11 protein-coding genes and 1 pseudogene are annotated in these 12,753 nt (G+C 73.3%); 11 read left to right on the forward strand and 1 reads right to left on the reverse strand.

From position 1 onward, the window contains the following. Positions 1-78 precede the first annotated feature (78 nt). The 6 genes and pseudogenes from H299_RS0110300 to H299_RS38235 form a co-directional block, all read left to right on the forward strand. A complete protein-coding gene (locus H299_RS0110300) occupies positions 79-1,209 on the forward strand; it encodes a TadA family conjugal transfer-associated ATPase (protein ID WP_051262345.1) in 1,131 nt (376 codons plus the stop codon). After that, positions 1,206-2,117: a type II secretion system F family protein gene (locus H299_RS0110305; RefSeq protein WP_051262304.1), complete on the forward strand. Its 912-nt coding sequence runs from the start codon at positions 1,206-1,208 to the stop codon at positions 2,115-2,117. The genes H299_RS0110300 and H299_RS0110305 overlap by 4 nt, the downstream gene beginning before the upstream one ends. Continuing rightward, the gene (locus tag H299_RS0110310; protein ID WP_078512611.1) at positions 2,114-2,941 is read left to right on the forward strand and encodes a type II secretion system F family protein; all 828 of its coding nucleotides are present in this window, start codon (positions 2,114-2,116) and stop codon (positions 2,939-2,941) included. Before H299_RS0110305 ends, H299_RS0110310 begins: the two co-directional genes overlap by 4 nt. 123 nt (positions 2,942-3,064) lie before the next feature. Beyond that, a complete protein-coding gene (locus H299_RS0110315; protein ID WP_078512612.1) occupies positions 3,065-3,280 on the forward strand; it encodes a DUF4244 domain-containing protein in 216 nt (71 codons plus the stop codon). Further along, entirely contained in the window at positions 3,267-3,701 is a 435-nt protein-coding gene (locus H299_RS33280; RefSeq protein WP_486587223.1) for a TadE family type IV pilus minor pilin, read from the forward strand. Before H299_RS0110315 ends, H299_RS33280 begins: the two co-directional genes overlap by 14 nt. 80 nt (positions 3,702-3,781) lie before the next feature. Next, positions 3,782-4,009, forward strand: a pseudogene (locus tag H299_RS38235) (Rv3654c family TadE-like protein); the annotation flags it as partial. A 96-nt stretch (positions 4,010-4,105) separates the two neighbouring features. Here H299_RS38235 and H299_RS0110330 read toward each other — a convergent pair. Further along, positions 4,106-6,487, reverse strand: a complete 2,382-nt coding sequence (locus tag H299_RS0110330) for a DEAD/DEAH box helicase (protein WP_027748351.1) — start codon at positions 6,485-6,487, stop codon at positions 4,106-4,108. A 145-nt stretch (positions 6,488-6,632) separates the two neighbouring features. On the opposite strand from H299_RS0110330, the gene bldG reads away from it, so the two are divergent. From bldG to H299_RS0110355, 5 genes are all read left to right on the forward strand, one after another. After that, complete coding sequence (gene bldG, locus H299_RS0110335) at positions 6,633-6,974, forward strand: anti-sigma factor antagonist BldG (RefSeq protein ID WP_027748352.1); 342 nt, start codon at positions 6,633-6,635, stop codon at positions 6,972-6,974. 148 nt (positions 6,975-7,122) lie between these two features. Beyond that, complete coding sequence (locus H299_RS0110340) at positions 7,123-7,566, forward strand: ATP-binding protein (protein WP_027748353.1); 444 nt, start codon at positions 7,123-7,125, stop codon at positions 7,564-7,566. A gap of 238 nt (positions 7,567-7,804) precedes the next feature. After that, positions 7,805-10,201, forward strand: a complete 2,397-nt coding sequence (locus H299_RS0110345; RefSeq protein WP_027748354.1) for a sodium-translocating pyrophosphatase — start codon at positions 7,805-7,807, stop codon at positions 10,199-10,201. A gap of 226 nt (positions 10,202-10,427) precedes the next feature. Continuing rightward, positions 10,428-10,997 (forward strand): hypothetical protein, encoded by a 570-nt coding sequence (locus H299_RS33285; RefSeq protein WP_037758465.1) that lies wholly within the window; start codon positions 10,428-10,430, stop codon positions 10,995-10,997. Positions 10,998-11,154: 157 nt separating this feature from the next. After that, complete coding sequence (locus H299_RS0110355) at positions 11,155-12,726, forward strand: DUF7059 domain-containing protein (protein WP_027748355.1); 1,572 nt, start codon at positions 11,155-11,157, stop codon at positions 12,724-12,726. Positions 12,727-12,753 lie beyond the last annotated feature (27 nt).

Genomic DNA, 12,753 nt, shown 5'->3' on the forward strand with positions numbered 1-12,753 from the left:
GCGATCGGGAGCCGGGCGATCGGGGGCGGGCCGGTCGAGCGGCACGGCGCGGGCGGTGCGCTGCTGGACGCGGTGCGGATGCGGCTGGCCGAGATGGGCGCCGAGCCGACCCCGGCCCGGGTCGCGGCGGCGCTGCGCTCCCAGGGACGCCTGCTCGGGGACAGCGCGGTGCTGCGGGTGGTGGAGGCGCTGCGCTCCGAGTTGGTCGGCACAGGGCCGCTCGAGCCGCTGCTGGCCGATCCTGAGGTGACCGACGTCCTGGTCACGGGGCCGGACCAGGTGTGGATCGACCGGGGCGGCGGCCTCGAGCGGACGCGGGTCCGCTTCCCCGACGCCGCAGCGGTGCGCCGTCTCGCCCAGCGGCTGGCCAACTCGGCCGGGCGGCGGCTGGACGACGCGCACCCCTGGGTGGACGCGCGGCTGCCGGACGGCACGCGGCTGCACGCGGTGCTGCCGCCGGTCGCCGTGGGCTCGACCTGCCTCTCGCTGCGTGTGGTGCGCCCCCGCGCCTTCGCCCTCGCCGAGCTGATGGCGGCCGGGACGGTGCCGCCCGGCGGCGACCGCTTGCTGCGGGCGGTGCTGGACGCCCGGCTGTCCTTCCTGGTGAGCGGGGGGACGGGGTCGGGGAAGAGCACTCTGCTGAGCAGCCTGCTGAGTCTGGTGGGCCCGCACGAGCGGATCGTGCTCGCCGAGGACTCGTCGGAGCTGCGCCCCGACCACCCGCATGTGGTGCGGCTGGAGGGGCGCCCCGCCAATCAGGAGGGCGTCGGCCTGGTGGCACTGCGGGACCTGGTGCGCCAGGCCCTGCGGATGCGCCCCGACCGGCTGGTGGTCGGCGAGGTCCGGGGCGTCGAGGTGACGGATTTGCTCATCGCCCTGAACACGGGCCATGAGGGCGGCTGCGGCACGGTGCACGCCAACGCCGCGGCCGACGTGCCCGCCCGGCTGGAGGCGCTGGCCGCGACGGCGGGGCTGGACCGTGCGGCCCTGCACAGTCAGCTGGCCGCCGCGCTGGATCTGGTGGTGCATCTCGTGCGGGACCGCACGGGCCGCCGCCGGATCGCCGAGATCCATGTCCTGGAGCGCGACGGGAACGGGCTGGTGAGCACGGTCCCGGCCGCGTTGTGGAGCGCGGAGGGGTTCGTGGCCCGGCGTGGCCGCCAGCGCCTGGAGTGGCTCTGCGCGCGCAGGGGCGGAGGTGCGGGATGACGGCCGGGGGAGTCGCGGGCGGTGCGGCCGTCGCGGGTGTGGCCGCGCAGCCGCTGCCGGTCGGCGTCGCGATGCTCTGCGCGGGCGCGGCGGCCTGGCTGGTCACCGGGCACCGCGCCGGGGAGCGGCGGGTCCGGGTGGTGCTGGAGGGCCGCGTCGGGGCGCCGCCTGGCGCGGCCCGCTCGGCGCGGGCCGCGGAGCTGCGGGCCCGGCTGCGGCGACGCGTCGGGCACGAGTGGTGGTGCCTGCCGGGCGGGTTCGTGCTGGCGCTGCTCGCGGCGTCACCGCTCCCGGCACTCGCCGGTGCCGCGGCGGTTCCGCTGGTCCGCCGCCGGCTGACGGTCCGTGGCAGGCAGCGTGCGGCGGGGCGCCGCGAGGCTGCCGTGATCGCTCTGTGTGCCGCAGTGGCAGGCGAGTTGAGAGCGGGGCTGCTGCCGGGGCAGGCCCTGCTCAGAGCCGGTGCCGCGACGCTCGGAGACGAGGGCTCGGCGCTGCTGGCGGCGGCCCGCTTCGGCGGCGACGTACCGGCGGCCTTGCGCGCGGCGGCGATGCTGCCCGGTGCCGACGGGCTCCGCGGGGCAGCCGCCTGCTGGCAGGTGTCGGCCGACGGTGGCGCCGGGCTGGCGACGGGGCTGGAGCGGGTGGCTGGTGCGCTGCGGGCGGAGCTCGACCAGCGCGAGGAGCTGCGGGCCCAGCTGGCGGGCCCGCGATCCACCGCCGTCGTCCTCGCGGTGCTGCCGCTGTTCGGCTTGTTCCTGGGCAGTGTCATGGGTGCGGAGCCGTTGCGGGTGCTGCTGCACACCACTCCTGGAGTGATCTGTCTTGCGGTCGGCGGTCTGTTGGAGTGGGCCGGGCTGGCGTGGGTGGCCTGGTTGGTGCGAGTGGCCGAGGGCGGTGGGCCGTCATGACTGGCGGGTCCGTCCCCAGCCTGTGGACAGCGCTCGCGGCTGCGGCAGCCGCGGTCTGCGCCCTGGACGCGCTGTGTGCCTGGCGGCGCGACCTGGAGCGCCGTCGGCGCATGCACGGTCTGCTGGTCACCAAGCTGCCCGAGCAAGTCGGTTCGGCGGCCGGCCGACGCGGGAGGAGGCCGGGCGGTGCGGCGGGACGTGCGGTGGCCGCGCTCCGGTCGGGCGGGGTGCTGGCGCTGGCGGTGCCGGCGGTGCTGGCGTTCGGGGTGATCGTCGTCGGCGGCGTGCCGGGCGTGCTCGGCGGCTGCGCCGCGGCCTACGCCGGCGGGCGCTGGCTGCGGCGGCGCGCGGGCGAGCGCCTGGCGACGGCGGCGCGGCGGGATGCGAAGGTCTCGGCCGCACAGCTGCCGCTGGCGGCGGAACTGCTCGCCGCCTGCTTCGCGGCGGGCTCGGGACCGGGAGAGGCCGCCGCGGCGGTCGGCCACTCGCTGCCCGGCCCGCTGGGCGACCGGCTGCTGCGGGCGGCCACCGAACTGCGGCTGGGCGGCGACCCGGGCGTGGTCTGGGAGAGATTCGGCGCCCTCGCCGGGCATGAGGGCCTGGGCCGCTGCATGGAGCGGGCCGCGACGACAGGGGTGCCCGCCGTGGAGCCCGTGTCCCGCCTGGCGGGGGAGTGGCGCGCGCGGCGGGCCCGTACGGCGGCGGCGCGGGCACGGCGGGCCTCCGTTCTGGTCACGGGGCCGTTGGGGCTGTGCTTCCTGCCCGCCTTCCTGGCGGTGGGCGTGGTGCCCGTGGTGCTCGGCCTGGCCGATTCGCTGCTGTGAACGGGCGCGTGGCTGGCAGCGGCGTCCCGGGAGCGGGATTCCCGGCGTGATTCCGGGCGTGATTCCGACAAAGCAGTACCGACACCGCAGTACCGACAAACGGATGTATGAGGGGGACGGGAAATGCTGGGGCGAGTACGCCGGGCCGCGCGAAGCCGATGGCACCTGCTGCGGTGCGCCCGGGGCGGCGGCGACCGCGGAATGAGTACAGCCGAGTACGCCGTGGGCACCATCGCGGCGTGCGCCTTCGCGGCGGTGCTCTACAAGATCCTCACCAGCGCCGCCGTCCGTGGCGCGTTGCAGGGGCTGATCGAGAAGGCGCTCCATGCGGGCGGCTGACGGGTATGGCGACCGGGGGCAGGTGACGGCCGAGACGGCCGTGGCGATCCCGTCGCTGGTGCTGCTGCTGGGGATGCTGCTGTGGGGGCTGATGTCTTCGGCAGCCCTGGTCCAGTGTGTGGACGGAGCAAGGGCGGGCGCGCGGGCGGCGGCGCGGGGCGAGCCGGGGAACGCGGTGGTGCGCGCGGCGCGGTCCGCGGCGCCGGAGGGCGCGGTGGTCGAGCTGTCCCGCGAGCGCGGCCTGATCCGGGTCCGGGTGCGGACCGAGTCGGCGGGCCCGGCCCTGTTGGCCGTGCCGCTGCGCGCGGAGGTGGTGGCGATGGCGGAACCGACGGCCACTAGCGGGCAGCCCGGCGAGCGGAGGCAACCGGCGGAGACTTACCGGTCCCCCGAGCGTGCGCGGCCCGAGGAGGCCCGGTGAACCCGGAGGCGGCCGTTCGGCCCGCAGCACTGGCGGCACCGCCCCCCTGGCGGAGCGACCGGGGTTCGGCATCGGTGTGGGTGGCGCTGTGCGCGGCGGGCTTGTGCGCGGTCTTCGGCGCGCTGCTGGCACTCGGTCAGGTGGTGAGTGCGCGTCACCGGGTCGCGGGTGCGGCGGACATGGCCGCGCTGGCCGCCGCCGACCGCGCGCTGGCGGGCACCGCCGAGGCGTGCGGTGCGGCCCGGCGGGTGGCCGAGGCCCAGGACGCCCGGCTGGTCCGCTGCTCGGTGGCGGGCGAGATCGCCGATCTCACCGCGAGCGTGAGCGCCGGTCCGTACGCCGCGCGGGCGCGCTCCCGTGCGGGGCCCGTCGGCGCGGAGCGCTGGAGCCGGGCCGGCGGGCGGTCAGGGGGCTCCGTCCAGGAGCCGCCGGAGCAGCCGGATCGCACCGGCCTTGTGCAGCGGGTCGTTGCCGTTGCCGCACTTGGGCGACTGGATGCAGGAGGGGCAGCCTGCCTCGCACTCACAGGAGGTGATCGCCTCGCAGGTGGCCGTGAGCCACTCGCGGGCCGTGCGGAAGGCCCGTTCGGCGAAGCCCGCGCCGCCGGGGTGGCCGTCGTAGACGAAGACGGTGGGCAGCCCGGTGTCGGGGTGCAGAGGCACGGAGACGCCGCCGATGTCCCAGCGGTCGCAGGTGGCGAAGAGGGGGAGCAGCCCGATCGACGCGTGCTCGGCCGCGTGCAGCGCGCCGGGCAGGATCTCGGGGCCGACCCGGGCCGCGTCCAGCTGGTCCTCGGTGACGGTCCACCAGACGGCGCGGGTGCGCAGCGTCCGCGGCGGCAGGTCGAGCTTCGCCTCGCCCAGGACTTCGCCGGTGGTCAGCTTGCGGCGGAGATAGGAGACGACCTGGTTGGTGACCTCGACCGAGCCGAAGCGCAGGCTGCCCTCCCCCCAGGGGACGACGGTGTCGGTCTCGATGACCGCGACGGCGGTGGTGTCCCGGGCCATCGTCGACCAGGGCGGGCTGGATTCCTCCACGAGCGCGACGGAATCCGCCAGGTCCAGCCGCTGTACGACGTAGGTGCGCCCCTGGTGCAGATGGACGGCGCCCTCGTGGACGCTGGTGTGGGCCGCCGCGGCGTCGACCGTGCCCAGCAGCCGTCCCGTCTCCGCCTCGACGATCTGGACGGGCCTGCCGCCGCTGCCGCGGATGTCGGTGAGCCCGGCGGCCCGTTCGCGGCGCGTCCAGTACCAGGAGGCGCCCCTGCGTCGGAGCAGCCCGCGCTCCTCGAGCTGCCGTACCAGGCCTGGGGCCTCGCTGCCGAAGAGCGCCGAGTCGGCCTCGGTGAGCGGGATCTCGGCGGCCGCGGCACACAGGTGCGGGGCCAGTACGTAGGGGTTGTCCGGGTCCAGCACGGTGGATTCGACCGGGTGCCGGAAGACGGAGTCGGGATGATGGACGAGATAGGTGTCCAGCGGGTCGTCCCGGGCGACGAGGACGGCGAGTGCGCCCCCGCCCGTACGCCCGGCGCGCCCCGCCTGCTGCCACAGGGAGGCGCGGGTGCCCGGATAGCCGGTGATCAGGACGGCGTCCAGGCCGGAGACGTCCACACCCAGCTCGAGTGCCGTGGTGGCAGCCAGGCCCAGGAGCGCCCCGGAGTGCAGGTCGCGCTCCAGCGCGCGGCGCTCCTCGGGGAGGTAGCCGCCCCGGTAGGCGGCGACCCGCCCGGGCAGGTCGCGGTCGATCTGGGCGAGCCGGTCCTGGGCGATGAGGGAGATCAGCTCGGCGCCGCGCCGCGAGCGTACGAAGGCGACGGTGCGGACGCCCTGGACGGCCAGGTCGGTGAGCAGTTCGGCGGTCTCGGCCGTGGCCGTACGGCGGACGGGCGCGCCGCGCTCGCCCCGCAGTTCGGTCAGCGGCGGCTCCCAGAGCGCGAAGACCAGTTCGCCGCGGGGCGAGGTGTCCTCCGTGACGGCGGTGACCGGCACCCCGGTGAGCCGGGACGCCGCCTCGGCGGGGTCGGCGGAGGTCGCGGAGGCGAGGAGGAAGACGGGGTCGGAGCCGTAGCGGGCGCAGACGCGGCGCAGCCGCCGCAGAACCTGGGCGACGTGGGAGCCGAAGACGCCGCGATAGGTGTGGCACTCGTCGACGACGACGTAGCGCAGCGCGCGCAGGAAGGAGGACCAGCGTGCGTGGGCGGGCAGCAGGCTCCGGTGGAGCATGTCCGGGTTGGTGAGCACGTAGTTGCCGAAGAGTCGAACCCACTCGCGTTCCTCGAACGGAGTGTCACCGTCGAAGACGGCGGGGCGTACGGCGGTGCCCAGCGGCGCGGCCAGTTCCGTGACGGCGCGGCGCTGGTCGGCGGCCAGCGCCTTGGTGGGGGCGAGGTAGAGGGCCGTGGTGCCGCGGCCGTTCGGTGCCTCGGAGCCGTCCAGCAGGGTGCTCAGCGTCGGCACGAGATACGCGAGGGACTTGCCGGAGGCGGTGCCGGTCGCCACGACGGTCGAGGTTCCGCCCAGCGCGTAAGCGGCGGTGCGCGCCTGGTGTTCCCAGGGGCGTTCGATACCGCTGGCATGCACGGCATCGATCACTTCCGGCCGGATCTGAACAGGCCAGTCCGCATGGCGTCCGGCCCGAGGGGGCACATGCTCCGTATGGGTGATGCGGGCAGCGCGTTCGGGCCCGGCCGCGAGGCGGCCGAGCACGGTCAGCGGCTGGTGGTGGTTGGCCATCGGCACCGAGTCTGTCACCAGCCTGATGGACAATGGCCGCAAGGCGTCGTGCATGCCTGCTGGTAAGTGATTGAATGCTTCTGCGGCTGCCGATCCGTCCCCTGCCGTCGCCCGCCTCGGGCGGGAGACCCCAGGAGGGGAGCCCCCAGAGGGGATGCCCCAGGGGCGGACCGCTCGATAGCAAGGTGCTGGAGGATCCGTGGACCTGTCCCTGTCGACCCGTACTGTTGGCGATCGTACGATCGTCGAGGTCGGTGGCGAGATTGATGTATACACCGCGCCCAAGTTGCGCGAGCAGCTCGTCGAGCTGGTGAACGACGGCAGCTACCACCTCGTCGTGGACATGGAAGGCGTCGACTTCCTGGACTCCACCGGTCTCGGTGTGCTCGTCGGCGGGCTCAAGCGCGTGCGCGCGCACGAGGGCTCGTTGCGCCTGGTCTGCAACCAGGAGCGCATTCTGAAGATCTTCCGTATCACCGGTCTGACCAAGGTGTTCCCGATCCACGGCTCGGTCGACGATGCCGTGTCGGCCACCGACTGACGTACCCCGCCGTCCGGTCCGGCCACCGGGCCGGACGGCTGGACCGGACACCGGAAGCGCGGGTGCCGGGCCCCGGCGAGGGCCTGGCGTCCGTGGACGCACAGATGAATGCACATCCGCAGATCACCCGTAGACCGAGGGGGATGGCATGGCCACCGTGGAACTCCGTTTCAGCGCGCTTCCCGAGCATGTGCGGACGGCGCGGCTGGTGGCCGCCGCTGTGGCGCGCCGGGCCGGGGTCGACGAGGCCGTGCTGGACGAGGTGCGCCTCGCCGTCGGTGAGGCCTGCTCGCGCGCGGTGGGCCTGCACATGAGCAACGGCGTCGACAGCCCGGTGCGGGTGGCGCTGATCGAGGACGAGAAGAAGTTCTCCATCGAGGTCGGCGACGAAGCGCCCGGATCGACCGGAGCCCTCGTGCCCGGGGCCCGTGGCGAGACCTCCGGCCGTGCCGCCGACGCCGACGGGGCCGAAGGCGAGATGGGCCTCGCCGTGATCAGTGGACTGGTCGACGATGTCGAGATCACCGCAGATGAGAAGGGCGGGATTATCCGTATGAGCTGGCCTGCGACGCCCGCTCCGGTACTCCCCTGACACCTCTCTGATTGATCGTTAAAAAGATCATTTACTGGCCGAGTCAATTCGGCGACCCCCCTCTAACGGGGGAATTCTTCACGCTCACTCCATTCGATCTTCGCTGTCTGGCGGCGAATTCCTGCTGCTGCGCTCTGTTTTGATCTAGAGGCGCTACCTAGAATCCGTCCACCATCTTTGCAGCAGGACGCCTGAGCGTGCTTGCGCGCGCCCATGTGCCAAACGTCAAGGAGGACGAATGGCAGGGCATATCAGCCCACTTCAGAAGCACCAGCACCTCGCTGATGCCGTACTGACGAGCGGCAACCGCGGTCTCGTGATCGTGATCGCGCTCGTGGCGCTCGCCGCCCTCGGTGTCGGCGTGGTGCTGGTGCGGCAAGTACTCGCCGCCGGCGAGGGCACCGACAGCATGAAGGAGATCGCGGCAGCGGTGCAGGAAGGCGCGAACGCCTATCTGGCCAGGCAGTTGCGCACGCTCGGCGTATTCGCCGTGGTGGTCTTCTTCCTGCTCTTCCTGCTCCCGGCGGACGATTCGACACAGCGGCTCGGCCGTTCGTTGTTCTTCCTGGTGGGTGCGGGATTCTCGGCGGCCACCGGCTATATCGGCATGTGGCTGGCAGTGCGCAGCAATGTGCGTGTGGCGGCGGCGGCCCGAGAGGCGACGCCCGCACCGGGTGAGCCTGCCAAGGACCTCACCGCGGTCGCGCATGCCGCGACGAAGATCGCTTTCCGTACGGGCGGTGTCGTCGGCATGTTCACCGTCGGGCTCGGTCTGCTCGGCGCCGCGGCGGTCGTGCTCGTCTACACCGACGACGCGCCCAAGGTGCTGGAGGGATTCGGTCTCGGCGCCGCACTGATCGCGATGTTCATGAGGGTCGGCGGCGGCATCTTCACCAAGGCCGCCGACGTCGGCGCGGACCTCGTCGGCAAGGTCGAGCAGGGCATCCCCGAGGACGACCCGCGCAACGCCGCCACCATCGCCGACAACGTGGGCGACAACGTCGGCGACTGCGCGGGCATGGCCGCCGACCTCTTCGAGTCCTACGCCGTCACGCTGGTCGCCGCGCTGATCCTGGGCACTGCCGTCTTCGGCGACGCGGGCCTCGCGTTCCCGTTGCTGGTCCCGGCTATCGGGGTCGTCACCGCGATGATCGGCATCTTCACGGTCGCGCCGCGCCGTTCCGACCGCAGCGGCATGACCGCGATCAACCGCGGCTTCTTCATCTCCGCGGTGATCTCGCTGGTGCTCGTCGCCATCGCGGCGTTCACCTACCTCCCGTCCAGCTACGCGGACCTGGACGGCGCGCCGGAGGACATCCTCGCGCAGGACGGCAACCCGCAGGTGCTGGCCGTCCTCGCGGTCGCCATCGGCATCGTGCTGGCCGCCCTCATCCAGCAGCTGACGGGGTACTTCACGGAGACCAGCCGCAAGCCCGTACGGGACGTCGGCCGGACGTCCCTGACCGGCCCGGCCACGGTCGTCCTCTCCGGGATCTCCCTGGGCCTGGAGTCGGCCGTGTACACGGCGTTGCTGATCGGCCTGAGCGTCTACGGCGCCATGCTGCTCGGCGGCGGCACCCTGATGCTGGCGCTGTTCGCGGTCGCCCTGGCCGGCACCGGCCTGCTGACGACCGTCGGCGTCATCGTCGCCATGGACACCTTCGGACCGGTCTCGGACAACGCGCAGGGCATCGCCGAGATGTCGGGTGACGTCGAGGGCGCGGGCGCGCAGGTGCTCACCGACCTCGACGCGGTCGGCAACACCACGAAGGCCATCACCAAGGGCATCGCCATCGCCACGGCCGTGCTCGCCGCGGCGGCGCTCTTCGGGTCGTACCGCATCGAGCTGTCCAAGGCGCTGGACGAGGAGCTGGGCAGCGTCGGCGCGGCCACGGCCGAGATGCTGGAAGTGCTGGACATCGCCCAGCCCAGCACCCTGGTGGGCCTGATGCTGGGTGCCAGCGTCGTCTTCCTCTTCTCCGGGCTGGCGATCAACGCAGTGTCCCGTTCGGCGGGGGCGGTCGTCTTCGAGGTGCGCCGCCAGTTCCGGGAGAAGCCCGGGATCATGGACTACACGGAGAAGCCGGAGTACGGCCGTGTGGTGGACATCTGCACCAAGGACGCGCTCCGCGAGCTGACCACGCCAGGGCTGCTCGCGGTCTTCGCGCCGATCTGCGTCGGCTTCACCTTCGGAGTCGGGGCGCTCGCCGCGTTCCTCGCGGGCGCGATCGGCGCGGGCACGCTGATGGCCGTCTTCCTGTCCAACTCCGGTGGTGCCTGGGACAACGCCAAGAAGATGGTCGAGGACGGCCATCACGGCGGAAAGGGAAGCGAGGCCCACGAGGCGACGGTCATCGGCGATACCGTCGGCGACCCGTTCAAGGACACCGCCGGACCGGCGATCAACCCGCTGCTGAAGGTGATGAACCTGGTGGCTCTGCTGATCGCCCCCGCCGTGGTGCAGTTCAGCTACGGCGACGACAAGAGCGCGGGGGTGCGTGCGGTCATCGCGCTGCTCTCCGCCGCGATCATCGTCGGCGCGGTGTACGTCTCCAAGCGGCGCGGGATCTCGGTGGGTGAGGAAGACAACACCGAGCGGGTGGCCAAGTCCGGCGACCCGGTGGCCGCCTCCTGAGCGAGACCGGTCAGCCGGCTGGCTGACCAGCCGTAATGTCGGGGTGGGCGGGGCGCGTTGGCGTCCCCGCCCACCCTTCGGTCTGCCTGGGTCGGGTGGCAGGGCGGCAGCGCCGTAGGGTGGCGCAAATGGCGCAACTAGGAGCAGAAGCCTCGCCCGACTCTCCGTGGATGGCCGCCTGGCGTGTAAGTTCCGGGCCGGAAGAGCCACGGAAGGGACCGATCCGGTGAAGAAGAAGCTCACGGCCGCACTGTCCGGCGGTGCGGCACTCGTACTGGCGCTGATGGGTTGCAGCAGCGACGACAGCGACGCGAAGACGGACGACTGGGCCAAGAAGGTCTGCGACCAGGTGAAGCCACAGGTCACGAAGATCCAGAAGGCGAACGCCTCCATCAACGAGGCGTCCCAGCAGAAGAAGTCACCCGAAGAGGTGAAGAAGATCGACTCTGCCGCCTTCCAGAACATCTCCGAGGCGTACAAGGCGCTCGCCGACGCCGTCGACAAGGCCGGCGAGCCGCCCGTGGACAAGGGCGAGAAGCTCCAGACGGACGCGGTCAAGGAGCTGCGGGGGCTCTCCAAGGAGTACGCCGGCCTCAAGACGACGGTCGACGAGATGAGCACCAAGGACCAGGCCGACTTCGCCTCCGGGCTCACGGAGCTGGCGACCAAACTCGGCAAGCTCGGCAAGAGCGGCGACGAGTCGCTCCAGAAGCTCCAGTCCGGCGACCTGGGCAAGGCGATGGCCAAGCAGGAGGGCTGCAAGAGGCCGTCCACGGGGGCCACGCAGGGCGCGTGACGCCCCGTCGGCCCGCGCCGCGCCGCGCTTCCTCCCGTCCCGGAAGTGCCTTAGTTCCCGCCTCGCCCGCCCCGTGTCAGGGCCCCCTGTGCCCGGTGGCGGGCCCTTCCCGGTGCGCCCCGGCGCCGAACATGCCCCGCGCGCCACAATGGATGCCGTGAGTACGCACCCGCTCCCCGAGCCCAGGCCCGAGTCCGTCCGCCGACTGCGCGAGGCACTGCTCGCCACCCGATTCACCGCCGACGGACTGCTGGAGCTGCTCGGCGCCCCCGCCTACACGGCGCTCGCCCGCAGCGAGACCGTCCCGGCGCTGCGCGCCACCCGGGCGGGCGGGCGCCTGGCCACGCTTGTCCAGCTGTTCCTGCTCCAGCAGCCCGTCAGCCGCGAGCGGGTACGGGCCGTGCTGCCGCTGGACGAGGCGCTCGCGGGCGGCTGGCTCACCGACGCGGCCGAGCCCCCGCACACCACCGCGCCCCGCTCCGCCGCAGCCCCCGTCCGCGCGACCGTCGACATCCGCCCCTACAGCGGCCCCGAGGGCCAGGACTGGTGGATCGTCTCCGACCTCGGCTGCGCCGTCGGCGGTGCGGGAGGTGCCGCCGGTGCCGCGCGCCTCTCCGGCGTGCCCCGCCAGGACGTCGTCCTCGGCGTCGGCGGCGCCTCCACCACCCTCGCCGGGATCACCGTACGTACGCCCGTCGCCCGGGTGCTCGACCTCGGCACCGGCTCCGGCCTCCAGGCCCTGCACGCCGCCCAGCACGCCACCCGCGTCACCGCCACCGACGTGAATCCGCGCGCCCTGCGGTTCACCCGCCTCACCCTGGCGCTCTCCGGCGCGCCCGAGGCCGACCTGCGACAGGGCCCGCTCTTCGCGCCGGTGGCCGGCGAGGAGGGCTACGACCTGATCGTCTCCAACCCGCCGTTCGTCATCTCCCCGGGTGCCCGGCTCACCTACCGCGACGGCGGGATGAGCGGCGACGACCTGTGCCGCACCCTCGTCGAGCAGGCCGCCGCGCACCTGGCCGCCGGCGGCTACTGCCAGCTGCTCGCCAACTGGGAGCACCGCGAGGGCGAGGACTGGCGGGACCGGGTGTCCTCGTGGGTGCCCGGCGGCTGCGACGCCTGGATCGTGCAGCGCGAGGTGCAGGACGTCACGCAGTACGCCGAGCTGTGGCTGCGCGACGGCGGCGACCACCTCTGCGACCCGGCCGACTACGCGGCCCGCTACGACGCCTGGCTGGACGAATTCGCGTCACGTGGCACGAAGGCGGTCGGATTTGGCTGGATCACGCTGCGCGCGACGGACGCGGCCCAGCCGTCCGTGATCGCCGAGGAGTGGCCGCACTCCGTCGAGCAGCCGCTCGGGGAGGTCGTACGCGCCCACTTCGACCGGCAGGACTTCCTGCGCGGCACCGACGACGCCGCGCTGCTCGCCTGGCACTTCAAGCTGGCCGACCACGTGGTCCAGGAGCAGGTCGGACTGCCCGGCGCGGAGGACCCCGAGCACGTCGTGCTCCGCCAGCACCGGGGCATGCGGCGCGCCACCCAGGTGGACACCGTCGGCGCGGGGTTCGCCGGGGTGTGCGACGGGTCACTGCCGGCCGGCCGGATTCTGGACGCCATCGCGCAGCTCCTCGGCGAGGACCCCGTCGGGCTGCGCGACCGTACGCCGGAGGCGATCCGGCTCCTGGTCGAGCAGGGCTTCCTGCTGCCGGTCCCGGCGGCGGCGTAGCGTTCACCCGGCGTTCGTGAGTACGTC

The organism is Streptomyces sp. CNH287 (assembly GCF_000424825.1).